The sequence below is a fragment of the Nitrospiria bacterium genome, from assembly GCA_035517655.1.
Lineage (GTDB): Bacteria > Nitrospirota > Nitrospiria > JACQBZ01 > JACQBZ01 > JACQBZ01.
Map to the genome: position 1 here is coordinate 1 of DATIYJ010000071.1, position 18,788 is coordinate 18,788.

General features: G+C 62.9%; 17 protein-coding genes, 1 tRNA gene and 2 pseudogenes. 2 read left to right on the plus strand and 18 right to left on the minus strand.

The features are described 5' to 3' along the window. A partial coding sequence (locus VLY20_13000; GenBank protein HUK57563.1) for a transposase occupies positions 1-606 on the plus strand: 606 nt, incomplete at its 5' end. Positions 607-699: 93 nt separating this feature from the next. Here the strand turns inward: VLY20_13000 and glgA are convergent. The 9 genes from glgA to ald all read right to left on the minus strand — a co-directional run bounded on the left by glgA (position 700) and on the right by ald (position 10,869). Continuing rightward, entirely contained in the window at positions 700-2,214 is a 1,515-nt protein-coding gene (gene glgA, locus VLY20_13005; GenBank protein ID HUK57564.1) for a glycogen synthase GlgA, read from the minus strand. Continuing rightward, positions 2,214-3,230, minus strand: a complete 1,017-nt coding sequence (galT, locus tag VLY20_13010; GenBank protein HUK57565.1) for a galactose-1-phosphate uridylyltransferase — start codon at positions 3,228-3,230, stop codon at positions 2,214-2,216. The genes glgA and galT overlap by 1 nt, the downstream gene beginning before the upstream one ends. An 84-nt stretch (positions 3,231-3,314) precedes the next feature. Beyond that, a complete protein-coding gene (locus VLY20_13015; GenBank protein HUK57566.1) occupies positions 3,315-5,486 on the minus strand; it encodes an alpha-amylase/4-alpha-glucanotransferase domain-containing protein in 2,172 nt (723 codons plus the stop codon). After that, positions 5,486-7,657, minus strand: a complete 2,172-nt coding sequence (locus VLY20_13020) for a glycoside hydrolase family 57 protein (protein HUK57567.1) — start codon at positions 7,655-7,657, stop codon at positions 5,486-5,488. The genes VLY20_13015 and VLY20_13020 overlap by 1 nt, the downstream gene beginning before the upstream one ends. Before the next feature lie 63 nt (positions 7,658-7,720). Beyond that, positions 7,721-8,269, minus strand: coding sequence for an adenine phosphoribosyltransferase (locus tag VLY20_13025; GenBank protein ID HUK57568.1), 549 nt, complete (start codon positions 8,267-8,269; stop codon positions 7,721-7,723). Further along, positions 8,269-9,219: a sigma-70 family RNA polymerase sigma factor gene (locus VLY20_13030; protein ID HUK57569.1), complete on the minus strand. Its 951-nt coding sequence runs from the start codon at positions 9,217-9,219 to the stop codon at positions 8,269-8,271. Before VLY20_13030 ends, VLY20_13025 begins: the two co-directional genes overlap by 1 nt. A gap of 51 nt (positions 9,220-9,270) precedes the next feature. Next, positions 9,271-9,552, minus strand: coding sequence for an acylphosphatase (locus tag VLY20_13035; protein HUK57570.1), 282 nt, complete (start codon positions 9,550-9,552; stop codon positions 9,271-9,273). A 61-nt stretch (positions 9,553-9,613) separates the two neighbouring features. Continuing rightward, positions 9,614-9,690, minus strand: a tRNA-Pro gene (locus tag VLY20_13040). Between the two features lie 69 nt (positions 9,691-9,759). After that, positions 9,760-10,869 (minus strand): alanine dehydrogenase, encoded by a 1,110-nt coding sequence (gene ald, locus VLY20_13045; GenBank protein HUK57571.1) that lies wholly within the window; start codon positions 10,867-10,869, stop codon positions 9,760-9,762. Positions 10,870-11,062: 193 nt separating this feature from the next. On the opposite strand from ald, the gene mtnA reads away from it, so the two are divergent. Further along, positions 11,063-12,106, plus strand: coding sequence for an S-methyl-5-thioribose-1-phosphate isomerase (gene mtnA / locus VLY20_13050; GenBank protein HUK57572.1), 1,044 nt, complete (start codon positions 11,063-11,065; stop codon positions 12,104-12,106). Between the two features lie 24 nt (positions 12,107-12,130). Here the strand turns inward: mtnA and VLY20_13055 are convergent, their stop codons facing one another. From VLY20_13055 to VLY20_13095, 9 genes and pseudogenes are all read right to left on the minus strand, one after another. Next, a complete protein-coding gene (locus VLY20_13055) occupies positions 12,131-12,499 on the minus strand; it encodes a VOC family protein (GenBank protein ID HUK57573.1) in 369 nt (122 codons plus the stop codon). Positions 12,500-12,546: 47 nt separating this feature from the next. Beyond that, on the minus strand, positions 12,547-13,236 hold the full coding sequence (locus tag VLY20_13060) for a DUF429 domain-containing protein (protein ID HUK57574.1): 690 nt from the start codon (positions 13,234-13,236) through the stop codon (positions 12,547-12,549). Between the two features lie 91 nt (positions 13,237-13,327). Next, positions 13,328-14,443 (minus strand): hypothetical protein, encoded by a 1,116-nt coding sequence (locus VLY20_13065; protein ID HUK57575.1) that lies wholly within the window; start codon positions 14,441-14,443, stop codon positions 13,328-13,330. A 58-nt stretch (positions 14,444-14,501) separates the two neighbouring features. Beyond that, positions 14,502-15,509 (minus strand): YncE family protein, encoded by a 1,008-nt coding sequence (locus VLY20_13070; GenBank protein HUK57576.1) that lies wholly within the window; start codon positions 15,507-15,509, stop codon positions 14,502-14,504. Positions 15,510-15,578: 69 nt separating this feature from the next. Beyond that, positions 15,579-15,686 (minus strand): annotated as a pseudogene (locus VLY20_13075) (topoisomerase DNA-binding C4 zinc finger domain-containing protein). 69 nt (positions 15,687-15,755) lie between these two features. After that, positions 15,756-16,388, minus strand: a pseudogene (locus VLY20_13080) (PD-(D/E)XK nuclease family protein). A gap of 42 nt (positions 16,389-16,430) precedes the next feature. Further along, positions 16,431-16,847 carry a choice-of-anchor X domain-containing protein gene (locus VLY20_13085; GenBank protein HUK57577.1) on the minus strand — a complete coding sequence of 139 codons (417 nt, stop codon included), beginning with the start codon at positions 16,845-16,847 and terminating at the stop codon, positions 16,431-16,433. Positions 16,848-16,932: 85 nt separating this feature from the next. Then, complete coding sequence (locus tag VLY20_13090) at positions 16,933-18,114, minus strand: NnrS family protein (GenBank protein HUK57578.1); 1,182 nt, start codon at positions 18,112-18,114, stop codon at positions 16,933-16,935. Positions 18,115-18,237: 123 nt separating this feature from the next. After that, a partial coding sequence (locus VLY20_13095) for an outer membrane beta-barrel protein (protein HUK57579.1) occupies positions 18,238-18,788 on the minus strand: 551 nt, incomplete at its 5' end.

An 18,788-nucleotide genomic window follows, 5' to 3' on the forward strand; every position in this document is an offset into this window, starting at 1 on the left:
GCGGGATGCATCCCGCCCCTACAATGCATATCATCCATGAAATTCAACCCCGACATTCACCACCGACGTTCCGTTCGATTAAAGGGATTCGATTACGCCCGGCCAGGCGCGTATTTTGTGACGATATGCACGTACAAGAAAGAAATGTATTTTGAGGATTCACGATTAGCGCAAATTGCCCGGCTGGTTTGGGACACGATTCCTGACCACCATCCTATCGTTCGGATAGATGAATTTGTGGTAATGCCAAACCATGTCCACGGGATAATATGGTTGTCCGATGGACGTAGGGGCAGGATCTATCCTGCCCAAATAACACCAACAGGCCAGGACCCCGTGTATGACGCAGTGAACCTGGGCGGGACGCATCCCGCCCCTACAAAAATTAAACGGACATCCCTACCTGTGGTCGTTCAGAATTTCAAGGCGGAAGTAACACGGCAGATAAGAAACAGAACACGGACATACTTTGCCTGGCAACGCAACTACCACGAGCATGTTGTCCGTACCGAGGACGAATTAAATCGAATACGACAGTATATCCGTGACAATCCATTGAACTGGGAAACAGACGAGGAAAATCCGAACAGTAAAACAGACGTGTAAGGGCCATTCATGAATTGCCCCTACCATCAATGTTTACGTAGGGGCGCCATGCATGGCGCCCTAAAAACCGGGTGGAATGCATCCCGCCCCTACCTATGCAGGACCGGGTTTGTCTGGCTTCGCCGGGCCGGCGGCCTGCCCGTCCGACAGGCGGGCCTTCTCGACGGCCAGTCGGTAGAGCTTCTCGTATTCCCGGGCCGAGCGGTCCCAGGAGAAGTCGGCCGCCATTCCGGCCCGCATCATCCGGTACCAGAGATCCTTTTCCCGGAACAGTTTGAGGGCCAGCCGCACCGTGGTGAGGAGCGCGTGCGAATTCGCCGCCTCGAACACGAACCCGTCCGCCTTTCCCTCCGATAGGTTCGACGGCGTCGCGTCGACGACGGTGTCGGCCAGACCGCCGGTCTTCCGCACCAGGGGAACCGTGCCGTACCGCAGGCTGTACATCTGGTTCAGCCCGCAGGGTTCATACCGGGAGGGCATGAGAAACAGGTCCGACCCGGCCTCGATCCGGTGGGCCAGGGGCTCGTCAAAAGCAAGATGCACCGATAGCTTTTCGGGATGCCGGCGCATCGCCTGCTTGAGCGCCTGCTGAATCTCCGGCTCGCCGGAACCGAGGACGACGAGCTGGAGATTGATCTGCATCAATTCCTCCAGCACCTCGAGCACCAGGTCCATTCCCTTCTGAGACGCGAGACGGGTGATCATCCCGATCAGCGGAACGTCCTTCACGGGCAGACGACATTCCTTTTGCAGCGCTTCCTTGCAGATCCGTTTCCCCTTCAGGTTCCGGACGTCGTAGGTTTGAGGGAGATGCGCGTCATGGCTCGGATCCCATTCCCGGTCATCCACGCCGTTGACGATTCCGAAGAGGTCCGACCGGCGGCCCTGGAGCACCCCTTCCAGACCGCAGCCGAACTCGGGCGTCTGGATTTCCCGGCTGTAGGTGGGGCTGACCGTGTTGAGGACGTCGGCAAACAACAGCCCCGCCTTCATCGGGTTCACCTGGCCGTAGAACTCCAGCGTGTCGGGCGTGAAATATTTGGCGGGAAGGCCCAGCCGGCCGAACTCGCCGCCGGGAGACAGCCCCTGGTAGCCGAGGTTGTGGATCGTGAACAGCGCGCCGGTTTTCCGGTAAAGCGGATCGGAGAGATAAAAGACGCGCCGGTAGACGAAGAGCAGCGCCGTCTGCCAGTCGTTGCCGTGCAGAACGTCGGGCGGCCAGTTCAGCCGCTTCGGGACTTCCAGCACGGCCCGGCCAAAGGCCGCGAAGCGTTCCAAATTGTCGGGATAGTCCTTCCCCTTTTCCTGGTACAGCCCCGCTCGTCCGAACAGACCCTCGTGCGATAGGAACAAAACCTCGACGGGGTTCTCGGGCAAACCGGCGGCCCAAAGCATGAAGGGATAGTCCTTCCCCGCCAGCCGGACCGTGAACCCGCCGCGGGATCGAAGTTCCCACCGTTTTTCATCCACCGAGGCATAACGGGGCATGACGACCTTGACCTCGTGCCCCGACCGGGCCAGCGCCGCCGGAAGCGCGCCGGCCACGTCGGCCAGGCCGCCGGTCTTGGCAAAGGGGACGACCTCCGATGCGGCATAGAGGATCCGCACTATTCCTCCAAGTCCAGTTCCCGAAGGAATTTCGCGGCCTCTTCCGGCGGGGTCGGGTTGATGTAGAAACCCGTCCCCCGCTCGAAGCCCGCCAGGTGAGTCAAGCGGGGCATGATCTCCATGTGCCAGTGATAGTAATCCTCGTCGTGATACGATTGATTGAACGGCGCGCTGTGAATGATGAAATTGTACGGAGGCGTGTTCAGGGCCTTGTTCTGACGCTTCAAGGCATCGCCCAGGATCCGTGAGAGCGCTTCGAAATCGTTCTTCTGTGGATCCTCAAAATACGGGTTGTGGATTTTGGGCAGGATCCAGTTCTCGAAAGGAAAGCGGGCGGCGTACGGAGCGATGCAGACATATTGGTCGTTCTCGCTGACCAGACGGACCTTGGAAGCCAGCTCCTGCCGGATGATGTCGCAAAAGATGCAGCGCTCCTTGAAGTCGTAGTACTCCTTCGCCCCCCGCAGCTCTTCGATCACGTTTCGGGGAACGATGGGCAGCGCGATGAGCTGGGAATGGCTGTGCTCGACGCTGGCCCCGGCCGATTCGCCGTAGTTCTTGAACAGCAGGATGAACCGGAACCGCTTGTCCCGCTTTAAGTCCAGGGTCCGGTCGCGAAAGCTCCAGAGGACGTCCTCGACCTGCTTGGCCGTCAGGGTGGCCAGGGTCTGTTTGTGATCCGGGGACTCGATGATCACCTCGTGCGCCCCCACCCCGTTCATCTTGTCGTAAATCCCTTCGCCCTCACGATTCAGTCCGCCTTCGATGCGAAGGGCCGGAAACTTGTTCGGAATGACCCGGACCCTCCATCCGGGACTGTTCGGCTTCGAGCCCTCCGGGCGGTAGGCCAGGATCTCGGGAGGCGTCTTGTCCTCGTTGCCGGAACAGAAGGCGCAGAAGCGGGGCTCGACTCCCGCCGCGGGGGCCGCGGGGCGATAGTCGTTGGATCGTTTGCCGCGTTCGGTGGCGATGATCACCCACCGGCCGACAATCGGGTCTTTTCTCAGTTCAGGCATGTCGGTGAACTCCTTGGGTTTGCGTCCCGGTCTTTCATGATGGACGACGCGGGTCGGGACTCTCCCGACCGTCGACGACTTCGTTCATCGGTCGACGATCTCCAACTGGATGCGCCCTGTCCGACCGTCCCGCAACAGAGCCGAAAGCGGCCAGAATCCGACGACGCAGGAGCCCTGGTAGTTGGATTCCATCCCCTCCTCCGACTGCGAGATCGTCTCGACCGGAAACCGCCACACACGCGCCGCCGGCGTGAACCCGAGCCGGATCTCGATCCCCTGCCATTCATCCACCAGGTGGACCTCCGACACCTCCTCGACGACGCCCGCGCTGCGAAGTTGCGTCTCCTCCACGATCTTTCCGGGAAAGCGGTAATACCGCTTCGGATCGGACCCGGCCAGCAGCGTCAGGTTCAGCTCGACGCCCCAAAAGAAATCACCGGGAGGAACATGGATTGTAGGGGCGGCCCCCCGTGGCCGCCCGGATGATCTTGGATCGTGAAAACCATAGTTCACCTCAAGCCGGGCCTCGGACGCCCAAAGCGTGTACTCTTTTCGGACGGCCAGGGACAGATCGCCCGCCGTCCCGTCGCGGTGGAACGAGACAAGCGCCTTCTCTTCGTCGGCCTCCGTGCGGACCGTGTCATAGGGCTGATCCGAAAACCCGCCGAGATCCTCGTATTGGGAGGCTTCAAAGCGGGCCGGCGTCGTGTCGGACCGGATGAGATGGTCGCGGAAGGACCATCGGGGATAGCGATCATACACCGGCTTCCGGTTCGCGGCCGAGGCTTTCACGACGGCGAGATCGTGGATGGACGGGATGCCGTCGGCCGACGGGGCGGCGGCCCCGGCCGGCGTCTTCAGTTTTTGGTGATAGGCCTCCGGCCGGCGCATGGGCAGATGCGTCAGGCAGACGGCCTTCGGGCGGTAATCGATCTCGATCGCCGTGGCGCCGTCCGCGGGCTTGAGATAAAGATTCATCCGGGATGTTTCCGCCAGGATCTCCGGATGTCCGTCCCGGTCCAGGTCCGTCTCGGTCAGACGGACGCGCGTCGCGCCCGGACGCGCGTCGAGGAGGTTCTCGGCCCGGATCAGGTGCTGATGGACGGCATGGCGCAGGTAATTCAAATAATACCCGCCGAAGAGACCGTGCCAGTAGGCGTCGTTTCCCTGCGCCCGGTAGAGTTCGCCCCGGGCCTCGGCCAGGCGTTTCGGCTCGGGCCGGCCCGGGGTCTCCTTGGAAAAAATCCGGTCGCTCACGTACTGGGCCTTCTTGTGCATCAAATTGATTTCGGGATATTTCACGAGGAAATAATTCCAGAAGCCGCCGCGCAGGAAACCCCGGGCCGCCTCGCCCAGGCCCGCGGCCTCCAGCCGCCGGACAAGGTCCTCCCGTTCCAGGATCGCCTCGGCGGGCAGGGCCCATTCCATCATCTCTTCGTAGGACGCGGTGGGCAGATAGATCCGTCCGGTCGGCGGGTTCCGGCCCAGGTAGTCGCCGAAGGTCGTCGTCGTGATCCAGCCTTGGTTTTGTTCCAGAAGGCCGAAGAAGCGCTTGAGCCAGCCCTGATCGTACACCCAGCGATAGGTCCCCGGCCAGAGGCCGAACTTCTCGCCGTCGTCGGCGTACGTGATCCCGACCGGGCCCCGCCGGCTCAATTGATCCAGATAATCGATCGTCTCCTCCGGCGGACGGAAGGGGATGAGATAGCGCAGCCGCTTGCTGATCGGGAAGATGGAAAGCGGGGTCCCCTCGCGCTCGGTCAGATAATACCCGTGCAGGCTTTCGGGCTTGAGACCGACCGACTGAAAATGGGTGTCGTCCACCAGGGTGTAGGCCACGCCGCTCGCGCCCAGCAGACCGGGAAGCGACGGCTCCCAGACCCGCTCGGTCAGCCAGAGCCCCCGGGCGTCGGCCCCCAGGCGCCGCTTCAGGTAACGGGTCAACATCGCGATCTGTCCCGCCGCGTCCCGGGCCGGGATCGCGGCCAGGATGGGCTCGTAGTATCCGCCGGTCAGGAGCTCCACCCGGCCCTCCTCCACCCGCTTTCGGAGCGCGTCGAGAAATGCAGGCTCGTGCCGCTCCATCCAGTCCAGCAAGGGCCCGCTGAAATGCAGCGAGATCCGGAGGGACGGATGCTCGTCCAGCCGGTCCATGAACGGCCGGTAGCACCGGTCGTGGGCCTCCCGGAACACCTGCTCGAAGTTTCCCACCGGCTGGTGATTGTGCATCCCGAGCAGCAGGGTGATCCGTTTCATCAAACGCTCCACATCACCTGTTCAAAATCCTGGTCGGGCACGTCCAGCGTGAGGTACCCGTTGGGGGGATAGGTCTCGACCACGTTCCCCTGTTCCCTTATCTCGACAATAAAATGATACCGTTTCCCGGGCTTCCAGCCGAGCAAAGCGAAGGGCACGGCCAGTTCGATGATGGGCCCCATCATCAGGGTCGTCACCTCTCCCAGCGGCTCGTAGCGAATTCCGTCGGCGCTTCGGAGCACGGCGAACCGCGGGCGGTCGGAAAAAACGCAGGGGACGATCCATTTAAACTCCTCCGGTCCGTCGAAGAAATGGACCTGGATCTCGCACGGCTTCCGCTGCTCCGGTCCCCAGCCTTCCGCCGGATCGATGCGCAGATAGCACTGCGTCAGATCGAACCCGTAGCGGATCGCCGAAACCAGGCGCTCCGGCCCGAACCGCATGCCGGGCCGCGTCGCGTCGTAGTAACCCGCCCCTTCCCATTCAAAATAGGTGGTGCGTTTTCCGTCCAGGGTCGGATGGATGAAATTCACCGGCCCGGTCGCGTGTTTGGCCGGATGGAGGTGGAGGATGGACCGGGACAGGTATTCCGGAACCTCCTGGCCCAGATGCCGGAAGGCCCCGGCGAGGTGACTGCGGAACAGCCGGTCGAACTCGTCGTCGTGCGCGCTCGCGAAGTCGTCCCCGTACCACCAGAACCAGTCGCTGCCCTCCGCCGCGTAGATCGCCTCCCGCGCCGCCTCGCGACGCGCCGCCGGAACGGCGGCGTCGTTCAGGAGGGGTTCGAGCGCACGGCGCGCGCGGCTCAGGTAGTCCCAGGCCTGGTTCTCCTCTTCGGATCCGATCCAGATGTCGAAATCATGATGGATCCACGAACCGGAATAGAGCCGGCCGATCCGCCGCGTCGGCGGCCGGGATTCGATCGCGTCCGTGAGGCGGACCGTCCGGAAACGGTCGGACCCGGACAGGCGCCCGTACAGCTCGTTCAAAAAATATTTTCCGCTTTCGGGATAGTTCTCCCAGGGATTTTCGCCGTCCAGAATGATCGTCACCAGGGCGCCGGCGGCCTGGTCGGCCGTCGCGTCCTTGATGGCCTGAAACCGCCTGAAAAAGTCGTCGACCGCCGCGCGGGGGTCCATGCCCCCCATCGTAAAGCCGATCAGATTGGACAGATCCTTGTCCCGGAACACGATCGCCAGTTCCCGGCCGCCGGACTCCGCAAGGTAAGGCCGGTAGAGCGCCTCGGCCCGGTCCCGGGTCGGCATCGACTGCAGCAGAACTTCCTCGTCCGTCGCCATCCAGCGGAGGCCGGCCTCGGCCAGCAGCGGGATGATCTCCGGACAGACCGACCCTTCCGACGGCCAGCAGCCCTGCGGCCTCCGTCCGATCCGGCGGGCGTGAAACTCCACCGCCCGCCGGATCTGCTCCCGGGCGTCGTCGGGCGCCTGGAAACGCTCCGGCAGCGTCGCCTGCGGCATGCACCGCCGGGCGATATCGGTGTCGTAGAGCAGCGGAAGGATGGGATGGTAGAACGGACTGGTGGTCAATTCGATCTGACCGGCGGCTTCCAGGTCGCGGTATAGCGGAACGACGCGACGCAGCACGTCCTGCTGGCACCGGATCACCTCGGCCTTATCCTCTTCCGTAAAGTCCCTGCCCTTGCGCCGGAGTTCCTTTAGAACCGGCGATCCCTCGACGGCCTTGAACCCGAACCAGGCCAGGTTGAAGAGCACCTGGAGGTCCCGGTAATCCTTCGGTTTGAACGGCGCGGCGGCGTTCCGACGGTCGTCGTCCCAGTGCCATCCGCGCCGGCCGAGCAACTCGTAATACCGCGGCCAGGGTTTCACCATCGTTTCCCAGTTCGCCATGAAGAAGTAGCGCAGAAGAAAGCGCTGCTCGTCCGGCTCCAGCTCCGTCGCCGGCTTGAGCGTCCGCTCCAGAAACAGGTCCTTGGCCCTTCCTTCCTCGTATTCCTCCAGCTGAAGGAGCAACGACGGGACCAGGTTCACGGAGATTCGGATTTCCGGAAAATCCTTCAACACGGCCGCCATGTCGTGGTAGGCCTTGACGGCGTGCAGCCGGACCCAGGGGAGGGTGTATTCTCCGGTCTGCGGGTCCTTGTAAAAGGGCTGGTGGTGATGCCAGAGAAAGGCGATCCTAAGCGGTTCCATTCTCGTCTTCCGATTAGATTATGATCTTAGCATAAACAGGCGGATACTGGGAAGGCGGAGGGTTTAATACTGGATCAGGGATAGAATGTCGTGCGCCTTGAACTTGTCGCGGCCCTTCAACCCGACGAGCTCCACCAGAAAGGCCAGGCCGCAGATCTCGCCGCCCAGCTGCCGGACCAGGTCGACCGCCGCCGCCATCGTGCCGCCCGTCGCCAGAAGGTCGTCCACGAGCAGTACGCGCTCGCCCCGCGCAATCGCGTCCCGGTGCACGGCGATCGTGTTGCGGCCGTACTCCAGGGAATAGGTCGATTCGTACACGTCCGCCGGCAATTTTCCCGGTTTGCGGATCGGCACGAACCCCGCCCCGAGCTGGTGCGCCAGCGGCGCGCCGAAGATGAACCCGCGGGCCTCGATCGCGGCCACTTTCCGGACGCCGGCGCTTCGGTAGGACTCGGCCAGCGCCTCCAGAATCGTGGAGAAGGCCTTCGGGTCCTTAAGCAGGGTCGTGATGTCGTAGAAGAGAATCCCCTTCTTGGGAAAGTCCGGAATCTCGCGAATCGACGATTTCAGCGCGTTGAGCTTCCCGTCGCGCCGGGGGGACGCCGGCGCCATCAGAGGATCTCCTCCGGTTTGATCGTCTTCTGGTCGATGATCGCGCGAAGCTTGGTGATGGCCGAATGCTCGATCTGCCGCACGCGTTCCCGCGTCAGGCCGAAAATATTCCCGATCTCCTCCAGGGTGTGCGACATCTCGCCGGCCAGGCCGAAGCGCAAGGTGACCACTTTGCGCTCGTTGTCCTTGAGCGTCCCGAGCCATTTCTCGATCTCCTCACGGTTGCGGATGCCGATGGCCATGATCGACGGCGGGATCTGCGACCGGTCCTCGATGACATCCTTGAGCGAGGTGTCTTCCCGGCCCCCGATCGGGCTGTCCAGCGAATAGGTCTTCCGGATGAGCTGCTGGATTTCGATAATTTCATCCTCCTTGACTTTCATCCGGCGGGCCACTTCCTTCGCGGAGGGCACGTGATTCATCTCCTGCATCAATTGCTCCGAGACGGCCATGTAGTGGTTCAGCTTCTCGACCACGTGCACCGGGAGACGGATCATCTTGCTCTGATTGATGATCGCCCGTTCGATGGCCTGCCGGATCCACCAGGAGGCGTAGGTGCTGAATTTAAAGCCCCGCTTGTAATCGAATTTCTCGACGGCCCGGATCAGCCCGATGTTGCCCTCCTCGATGATGTCCGAGAAGGGCAGCCCGCGGTTGATGTAGCGCTTGCCCATGCTGACCACCAGCCGGAGGTTGGACTCGATCATCTGCTGGCGGGCGGACTCGTCGCCCTGCTCCTGTATCCGCTTTCCGAGGTCCTGTTCCTGCTCAAAGGTCAGGAGGACCGATTTGCGGATCTCCTTCAGGTAGCTTTTGATGGCGTCCATCGTCTCGGCCGGCTCGGGCTCGGCTTCGAGCTTCTCCTCCGCCTCCTCCAAAGCGGCCTCGCCCGGCTCGGCCTCTTCGTCCAGGGAACCGGGCTTTTCGTGGTCGTCGGAATAACTGGTCATGGCGGGAACCCCTCGGCGAAAGCGTGCTGCAAAGCGGCGATGGAAAAACCGCTACGAATGATACCGGATCGAAAAATCTTTGAAGCTTTTCTCGGCCGCTTTCCAGCGGACCTGGACATCCTCGACCCTGGCGCGCGGCGGTCCGCTCCGGAGCTGATCGATCAGGATCTCGATCACCGCCCGATCGCCCTCCGCAAGCACCTCGACGCGGCCGTCCGGAAGATTGCGGCAGAAACCGGTCAGGCCCAGGCGAAGCGCCGCTTCCTGTGTGAACGCCCGGTAATATACACCTTGCACAAGACCGCTGACAAGTATCTCGGCACTCATGGGCATTGAGAATGATAAAGATGGTCGGGACCAAATCCGCGCCGATGGATTCGATCCGTAACAAATATGGTCGGGGCGCGCGGATTTGAACCGCGGACATCCAGCTCCCGAAGCTGGCGCGCTACCGGGCTGCGCTACGCCCCGAAATAAACCGGTGACTTGATGAGAGTGGTTTGATGCCGGTGAACGAAACCGCTTCCTGAGGATTCACTTTCATCCAGCACCCGGCATCCCGCATTTGAATCCATGCGCCTCGGCCACGCCCGGATGCGTGACCTTTCCTTTATAAATGTTGACGCCCTTGGCCAAGGCCGCATCGCGCCGGCAGGCTTCCGACACGCCCCGCCCTGCAAGCTCCAAAAGATACGGAAGGGTCACGTGAACGAGCGCCGACGTCCCCGTCCGCGGAAAGGCCCCCGGCATGTTGGCGACGCAATAATGGATCACGCCGTCGACCGCGTAGACCGGATCCGAATGCGTGGTCGGCCGGGAGGTCTCGATGCATCCGCCCTGGTCGATCGAGACGTCCACGAGAACCGAGCCGCGGCGCATCCCGGCCACGACGCGCCGGGCGACCAGCTTGGGCGCCTTCGCTCCCGTCACCAGCACCGCGCCGACCGTAAGGTCCGCGCTTAAGACCGCCTGCTCGATCAGGTCCGGCTTCAAGAGCCGCAGGATGATCTTGCCGTTGACCGCCGCCTCCATGTTCTGGACGCGGTCCGTCTCGCGATGGAACAGGGTCACCTGGGCGCCCAGCCCCACCGCCATCTGCGCGGCGTTGGTCCCGACCGTACCGGCGCCCAGGATCACGACGCGGGCCGGCGGCACGCCCGGAACGCCGGGCAGGAGCACCCCGCTGCCCCCGTGGATTTTCTGGAGGTAGAAGGCGCCCATCAAAACCGACATCCGTCCGGCGATCGCGCTCATCGGCCGCAGCACCGGAAGCGATCCATCCGGCAGCTGGATCGTCTCATAGCCGATCGCGATCACGTCGCGTGCGAGCAGCGCGTCGGTCAACGAGCGGTCGGCCGCGAGGTGGAGAAAGGTAAAGAGCGTCTGGCCCTTTTGAAGCAGGGGATATTCCGACGCCAGAGGCTCCTTGACCTTCACGATCAGCTCGGCCTCGCCGAACAATCGGGCGCGATTTTCCAGGACGTCCGCCCCCGCCGATCGGTAGGCCTCGTCCGGATAACCGCTGCCTTCGCCGGCGCCGCGTTCCACCAGCACCCGGTGGCCGGCCTTGACGACCGCGCCGACCGCTTCCGGCGTCAGAGAAACCCGATACTCGTTGTCCTTGATTTCCTTCGGAACCGCGATGACCATAAGCGAGCTTTGAGAATATCAGGTCAAAAATGAAATGTCAATGAAACACCGTTCGACAACGGATGGGGCTGCCGAAGGACGGGACCCGCCGAGATCATGCCCCGCGCCTCAAGCGAAGGCGGGGGGACCGCCGTCCCGAGCGAACGGCCGCCGGTCGCTTGACCGAGAATTTGATTTTCACTACAATGGATTCATGTTCTCACCGATCGAATGGCATCACGGCATCGTCCGGATGCTGGACCAAACCCGCCTTCCGCACGAGGTGGTCTGGGTGGACTGCCCCGACCACCAGACCGTCGCCAAGGGCATCCGGGAGCTCTGGGTGCGCGGCGCCCCGGCCATCGGCGTCGCGGCCGCGATGGGCTACGCGCTCGGGGCCCAGGCGATCCGGGCCGGCTCCCACGATGACTTTGTCCGCCAGCTCAAGCCGATCCACGACACGCTCGCCGCGACGCGCCCCACGGCCGTCAACCTGTTCTGGGCCTTGAACCGCATGAACGCGGTCGTTCTGCTCCACCGGGACAAGCCGGTCGATGAGATTAAAAACAGACTGGTCCAGGAAGCCAAGGCCATTCATGAGGAGGACATCCGCCGGAACGTCGCGATGGGCCGGCACGGCGCCGCGCTGATCCACGATGGGGATACGATCCTCACCCACTGCAACACCGGCGCGCTGGCCACGGGGGGGCACGGAACCGCGCTGGGCGTCGTTTTCTCGGCGTGGGAAAGCGGGAAGCGGGTTAAGGTCCTGGTCGACGAAACCCGCCCGGTCCTTCAGGGCGCGCGGCTCACGATGTGGGAGCTCCAGCAGAACAAGATTCCGGCCACGCTGATCACGGACAACATGGCCGGCTCCTTCATGAACAAAGGCGCGGTCCGTCTGTGCCTCGTCGGGGCCGACCGGATCGCGGCCAACGGGGACACCGCCAACAAGATCGGCACCTATTCCGTCGCGGTGCTGGCCAGGGCCCACCGGATCCCCTTCTACGTCGCGGCGCCGACCTCCACGATCGATTTCTCAATCGCGTCCGGGGACGCCATTCCCATCGAGGAACGGAACCCGGACGAGGTGACGAACGTGTTCGGCAAGGTCCGCATCGCGCCCGCCAACGTGGAGGCCGCCAACCCGGCCTTCGACGTCACGCCGGCGAAATACATCACCGGGATCATCACCGAAGAGGGCATCTTCAAGCCCGGCGAGCTGAAACGGAAGCTGGGCGGCGCGAAGCGGGCTTAAACCGCCCGCCCGCGAAGCGGTCCGTCAACGGCCCATCTGGACGAGGGTCAGCCGGTTCCCGTCCGGATCGGCAAACGACGAGAACATCGCCCCGCCCGGCGCCGTCCGGACCGGGCTCAAGCGAACCCCGCGCCGCTTGAGGCCGGCCGCCATCTTCTCGATGCCCTTCACCCGGAGCATGATCCCCCAGCCTCCGTTGGGCTTCCCGCCGCGCTTCCCCTTCTTTCCGCCCATCGAGTGAAGTCCGAGCACCGTCCCGCCCGGAACCTTGAACTCCGCATAGAACGCCATCCGCATCGAGGGCTTGAACCCAAGCTTTGAATAAAACGCGACCGACCGCTTGATGTCCTTCGATTCCGCCATCACCCACGAATCCGAAATCCCCTTGGCCATTTTTTCCTCCTTTTTGTTTTAATTCGTATTATCCATCGCCCGTCCCGCTAATACCAGATCTCCATCCGAAGACCCTTTTGATCCCGCGGCGGGTCGGAAGGAAAACGAACCGCCTCGCCCGCGACGATCCGCAGCGCGGTCCAGGCCGCGGCGAACGCGTCCAGAAGATCGTCCGCGGCCACGCCCTCCGGCCGGACATCCAAATAGCTTCTGGAAAAACCGGGAAGCCGGTCTTCCAGCGCCTGAATCCGGTCCAGCCGGCCCTGCGAGCCTTTCTTGTTGTGGCTCATGGAGCGTCCGTTCATCTCCCGGAACGACAGCTCGGGATGGACCTCCAAAATCCTTTTTTGCAATTCGGGGGTCATCTGCTCGTCCACCTCGCGGACCTTGGGAAGGATCCCGAACCCCTGGCGGGTCAGGCCGTGCCGCTTCGCTTCTTCATAGACGGCCGCCCCGAGCGCCGCGCGGACCGGCGGAGAAAACACGCTGCTCGACCGGGGAGGGCCGAGGAGCCGCCGCGCCTGCCGGTCGCAGGCCCGGCCCCCTTTAGACTCGGCGCCCAGCAGGCCGATCGGGATGTCGATCGCGATCACGTCCGGAAACGGATCGAGCACCAGAAGATCCTTGAACGAACGGAACGTCTTCGTTTCAAAGATCCGGTCCGCTCCCTTTTGAACCTCGACCTCCACGCCGACCCACCCGCCGCGAAACCCGTCCACTCCCATCACACGTCTCATTGTGATTCGCTCTCCTTGATTGTTGTATTCCGCCCGCCGCATGCGAGGACGGAGCGGAGCCTCTATTCCCCCGGACCCGGCCCCTTCCCTTTCACTCCGGAACTTGCGGAGCCTGAATCGGGCCCAGGCATTTCGTCTCGCCGCTTGAAAGGACCGCGCAGGTATGCCGGCCTCCGGCGCTGAGGGCGACGACGCCGGTCAGTCCGGAAAAAACCGGGTAGGCGGCCGTTTTGTCCTTAACGGCGCCCAACTGGCCGAGCGAGTTGCTTCCCCAGCAGAAGACTTCGCGACTTTCCAACAACGCGCAGGTGTGCCGGCTCCCGGCCGTGATCCCGGTGGCCTTGCCCAGCGGGACCGTCCCTCCGCCCGGGGCCGGAACGACCACCCGGACCGGCGTGAGCGAATCCTTCCCCCGGCCGTCTCCGAGCTGGCCTTCGAAGCCCTTGCCCCAGCATTCCACCGTTCCGTCCCGGAGCAGCGCGCAGGTATGCCGCCTCCCGGCCGCCACCGCCCGCGCCTTCCCGGAGATCGGAACGGGGCGGGGCGGGAAGGACTGCTGCTCCTGACTCCCGAGCCCGAGCTGACCGTAATGATTGTCCCCCCAGCAGAGGAGCCGCCCGTCCTCCTGCACGGCGCAGGAATGCTCGGCCCCCGCGGCCGTGGAGACCGCCCGGAGGATGTTCGGCACGACGACCGGAAGGGAAGGCTTTGGCAGGGACGGCCGTTGCACGCCGGTCTGGCCCGTCCGGTTGTCCCCCCAGCAGACGACCTCCCCGTCGATCAGGAGCGCGCAGGTATGGTTGCGGCCGGCCGCGATCTGGATCGCCGGGCCGACCGGCGTCAGCACCGGTTTTGAGGAGGAACGTTTCGTGAGATCGGCGAGCTGGGCCTGATCGTTCCTCCCCCAACATTTCACCTGGCCCGTCGTCAACGCCGCGCAGGTATGACCGTCCCCCGCCGCAAGGACCGCCACATTGGACAGAGCGGAAACCTCCACGGGAGTCTCCGAATCCGCCGTCGTCCCGTTTCCGAGCTGGCCGTAACGGTTGTTTCCCCAGCAAACCGCCTTCCGGTCCGACGTCACCTCGCAGACATGGTCATCCCCCGACGCGATCATCCGAGGGGTTGACGCCGGCTCCCCCGCTTCCGCCGGAACGCCATGGGTGATCAGAAAAAAAACCGTCAGGAAAATAGTGCGACGCATCATTCAACTCCTCCCAATACTCCATCTCTTCCGCCGGCGCGGGGCCGGAAATCCCCCGCCCTCACCGCCCGAACGGATTCTCCGTAACGGGTTTGCCGCACGGGGGGCGGAAGGATGAGATATTCATCGAACCGCTGTTGAGGACAAAGGCTTCGTCGCCGCCGGGCGAGAAGACGATCCGGACCGGGTCCAGCCCCTCCGGCGCCAGGGAAAGCTCGCATTTCACGGCCATCTTTTCAACGGAGATCACGGTCAGGGAGCTGTTCGCGCAGCAGTGCGCCACGTAGACATACTTCCCATCCGGCCCAGCCGCCACGGCCGATCCGCCGGCCCCCTTGACCTGGATGCGCCGGACGACATGAAAAGGGACCGCCGTCAGGTCGATCACCTCGACGGCGGCTTCGGTGTCATGAGAGACGTAGGCCTGCGATCCGTCCGGGGTCACGGCCACGCCGACCGGGTTGCGCCCGACATCGACCGCGCGAACCTCGCCCGTGGCTTCGTCGACCGCCAGCAACTGGTTCGAATCCCGGCTCGTGACCAGAAGGGCCCCTCGGGGCGCAATCGCGATATCGCCCGGGTAGCCGGGCAGCGGGATCACGCGTTGTTTTTTCTCCCTGAGGTCGAAGATCGTCAGCGCCTTCGCCTGGTAATGCGGAATGTAGAGCGTCTGTCCGTCACTCGCCACCGTGACGTTCCCGGGTCCCTTCTCCCTCAAGGGGATCCGCCCCACCACCCGATAATCGGTCGTGTCGATCACGGCGAGGTCATTGCCGTCGTGGCGGATCCAGTAGACGTAGCGTCCGCCGTATCCCGATGGTCCGGCGGGTGCTTCCCGGGTCCCTTCTCCGGGAGGCGGCCCCGATCCGAGATCGATCCGCCGGATGACGCGGCGGGTTTCGAAATCGAACACGGCGATGGAATCGGTGTGGGGAACCTCGAATAAGATCATGGATTGGGGCCGCGGGGACGACGCGCTTTCCGCGCCGGAGGGATCGGGGGAAGCCGCCGATGATAAAACGGCCAGGGCAGCGCCCGCCGAAAGTCCGATTGTCCAAAAGCACGCCATTTTATCTTACGCTCCTCCGCGCGAGGGCGGACATGAAGTCAGGATCTGCTTCCCTTACTTCGGATTACGGGTGCCTTTGCAACTTGGGAAATTCATGCAGGACCAGAATTCGCCGAATTTTCCGGTTTTGAGCCGCATGGGACCCTTGCAAAGCGGGCACGCGGGCGCGCCCGGCATCGCCCCGGCGGCCGTGTCTTTGGCGCCCGGGGCTGTTTCACTTCCGGTCGACGTGAGGAACTTGCACCAATCGCAAGCGGACGGCTCCGGGGGCGGCATCGGGCCGTCGAGCAAGCGGACGACGCCCTCGAGGAAACCCATGAACGCGGCGTCGTCACGAGGGACCGCGATCCACTGCATGTTCCCCTCAAGAACCTGACGCAGAGGACCGGGATGCGCGCAGCGGTCGGGAGTGAAGTAGATGAGTCCGAGGCTGCGGATGGGGCCGAGGGCCAGGGCGCCCTCGGCCGGATGTTCAAGCGCCAGGGCGTAGGCATGGAGTTGCCGGCCGTACATCTCGGCCTTCTCGTCGTTCGGGCTGCCGGTTTTAAAATCGAAGACGGCGTAGGAACCGTCGTCGAGCTCGGCCGCGATGTCGAAGCGGCCGCTGATGTGGCAGGTGCCCTCCAGGCCGGAGAATGCGAGGGTCTTGGAGCGCACGGGCTTCTCTCCGTGGGTAACGACGCCGGGCGGGGGGCCGGGGCAGATCGACTCGGTCCGCTTTCCCGAATAGAACTCTTTCTGGAGGGCCGCGATCGTGGTGAAAATGGCGGGAAGGGGGATCGAAGGCTGGAAGATCCCGTGCTTCACCTTCCGAACGAAGCAGTGCTTGCAGCCGTCATAAAGGAACGTGAGGTCCGAAGGACTCAGCCTGTAGTTCATGATCCACCTGCGCTCAACCCTAACGTTTCCCGGAGAAAGGGTTTAAATCGCCGCGCCTTTTAATACCGTAAAACGGTATTCCAGGACATTGCTCTTTCGCCCGGCTTTGTCGCGTATGAAGACCTCGAAGCGATGCGTCTTCTGCGCCGCCGTGTCCGGGACGACGCTTCGGCCCGTATAACGGCCGTCCCCTTTTGCCGCGTCGCCGTCCAGACCGTCGTCATGAATCGCGACCTCGATCTTCTCCGCGCCTTCCCTCACCTGGTACAGAAGCGGAACGATCGCCTTCGGATCGCGCGGGCTCTCGATGCGGACCGAGATCGTATAAACCGTTCCGGGAGGGCCGGAGGAGGGATCGACCGCAAGGTCCAAGATCACCGGGCCGGCACCCTGCCCGGCCGCGAGAGAGCAGGACATCGCCGTCAGGGCAACCGCAACAAGGGCCGTCACCTTTCGCATTGTATCATGTCCTCATCGCGAATCGTTTCAAAATTTCCGTCGTACGGAACGGACCGACTGTTTATTGTGCCCTGACCCAAATTGTTCAGACCTCCAGTTGTATCAGCATGGGGGCATACACAAAAAGAAACATAGCGAATGAAATGATCCAGAGCGCCTGAGACAGTCCAATCCAGACCCCATAATGGAACGGATCGATCAAAGGGAAAAGCACCCGGACGATCGCGGCGACGGCCAGGACGGCAAACATCCGGGACAATCCCGCCGGAGGATCCAACACATTTCGGCCCGTGTGTCCGAGAGAAACGCGCGCCATCATGCCGATCGTCATCAGGCCGATGCCTCCGACGGTGAAGGCGTGCAGCGCCAGATACGGGGAAACATTAAAAACGAAGACGGCGGCCTTGAGCGCAAAACCGGCGACCAGCGACCCGTACGCGAGATACAGGACCCATAACAACGGTTTTTTCCACAGCCCGTGCGTATGCCACGCTGCGAGCCTCGCCCCATGAAGAACAAATAAAATCCCGGCCAGCAGGGCCACGGGCGCCTGATTGGGCATCAGGAGATCGGCGATCCAGAACACAAGGAATAGGAGCAGGCTGGAAACATCGAGCCATTTCCAATTCTTCAGTTGAACGGGGTAGCCCACGCCTCTCTCGATAAAGGTCGGGATGACCCTCCTCGCCATCGTAAAAATGAGAGCCAAAATCAGATAAAGTCCGGAGTACAACCCCCAGGACACGCCGTCCGGCAGGACACGGAGCGCGCCTAAATAGAAGGTCAAATTGCCGGCAAGCATCAGGGCCAATATCAGGAGAATACCCCAATGCTCCCGTTGTCTCGTCTTCAAAACAGGCCGGGCCGTGCTCAATAGGAGAAAAACAATGAACAGGCTGTCGGAAACGGCCGCGAGCCCAATGGGCGCCACGCCTCCGAGAAAGGGGACGATCCGACCCGCCGTCCAGAGGAGAAACAGAAGGAGGAGCGGGACACCGTTGAGCGTCGGGATATCCGTCCAATTCCTAACCGCGGTCAGCAGAAATCCGGCAACGACCGCCAGGCCGTATCCGTAGATCATTTCGTGCGCATGCCACGTCACGGGCGACAGCCCGTTGAACCGGATTTTCCAGCCGAAAACAAAAACACCCATCCAGACCAGGATCGATAAAACCGCAAACCCCGCCGCGCCCAGGAAAAACGGGCGGAATCCAAGATCAAGAAACGCAAACTTCCCCGCGACCTTCCGGTTCTCGATGTTGATCACTTCTATCTCCGCCTCACCCTTCACGCCTTACGGTTCTTCATCCACGACGCACGGGGCAAGGGCTGGGTCGGCCCTCCGTCAGGAATAATTGTACTCTGAGCGCGGGGCCGGAGCCGAATGTCTTCATGGTTCGGACGGTTTTACCGGAGCGTCGGAAGCGGCGCTTTGGCGATTCAGGAACCATTTCCACCGGAAATAGACCTCGATCTGCCGCGCGTTGACATCGCCGCTGATGCGGGCATCGTCCGACTGATTGAACCGAATGAAGCGGCAGACCACGCCCAGGCCCATCGTGCCGCGCGGATTCGCCTCATGGTCGACGCCGAGTCCGACGTCCGGACCGCGGCCGCGAAGCCCCACGTCGCCGAAGGAATACTTGACCTCGTCCCCGTACCAGCCGTATCCCCCGTGGAGATAAATCCGGTTCGGCCCGGGCCGCCAGAACGCGTAATCGAGCCCGGGATTCACGATGTAGTTCTTCGACGAGCCGTAGCCCAGTTGCAGCGGCGCGGAAAGCGGGCCTCCGCCCGCGTATCCGCCGAGAATCGCAAAACCCGCCCCCGAACCGGACAGGCCCTTCTGAAAATCAATATTCATCAGCTGAAATCCGAGATAAGGCTTCGCTTCATCCGCCGCCGCCGGGCCGCACAGGACCAGCGTCGCAAAAAGCCCGG

Excerpts from the sequence above, each read along its gene's own strand:
- VLY20_13015 (HUK57566.1), bottom strand. The coding sequence starts at position 5,486 with ATGAAACGGATCACCCTGCTGCTCGGGATGCACAATCACCAGCCGGTG.
- VLY20_13055 (HUK57573.1), bottom strand. The coding sequence starts at position 12,499 with ATGGCCAAGGGGATTTCGGATTCGTGGGTGATGGCGGAATCGAAGGAC.
- galT (HUK57565.1), bottom strand. The coding sequence starts at position 3,230 with ATGCCTGAACTGAGAAAAGACCCGATTGTCGGCCGGTGGGTGATCATC.
- VLY20_13065 (HUK57575.1), bottom strand. The coding sequence starts at position 14,443 with ATGATGCGTCGCACTATTTTCCTGACGGTTTTTTTTCTGATCACCCAT.
- VLY20_13025 (HUK57568.1), bottom strand. The coding sequence starts at position 8,269 with ATGGCGCCGGCGTCCCCCCGGCGCGACGGGAAGCTCAACGCGCTGAAA.
- VLY20_13030 (HUK57569.1), bottom strand. The coding sequence starts at position 9,219 with ATGACCAGTTATTCCGACGACCACGAAAAGCCCGGTTCCCTGGACGAA.
- ald (HUK57571.1), bottom strand. The coding sequence starts at position 10,869 with ATGGTCATCGCGGTTCCGAAGGAAATCAAGGACAACGAGTATCGGGTT.
- VLY20_13020 (HUK57567.1), bottom strand. The coding sequence starts at position 7,657 with ATGGAACCGCTTAGGATCGCCTTTCTCTGGCATCACCACCAGCCCTTT.
- VLY20_13035 (HUK57570.1), bottom strand. The coding sequence starts at position 9,552 with ATGCCCATGAGTGCCGAGATACTTGTCAGCGGTCTTGTGCAAGGTGTA.
- VLY20_13060 (HUK57574.1), bottom strand. The coding sequence starts at position 13,236 with ATGAGACGTGTGATGGGAGTGGACGGGTTTCGCGGCGGGTGGGTCGGC.
- mtnA (HUK57572.1), top strand. The coding sequence starts at position 11,063 with ATGTTCTCACCGATCGAATGGCATCACGGCATCGTCCGGATGCTGGAC.
- VLY20_13070 (HUK57576.1), bottom strand. The coding sequence starts at position 15,509 with ATGGCGTGCTTTTGGACAATCGGACTTTCGGCGGGCGCTGCCCTGGCC.
- VLY20_13085 (HUK57577.1), bottom strand. The coding sequence starts at position 16,847 with ATGCGAAAGGTGACGGCCCTTGTTGCGGTTGCCCTGACGGCGATGTCC.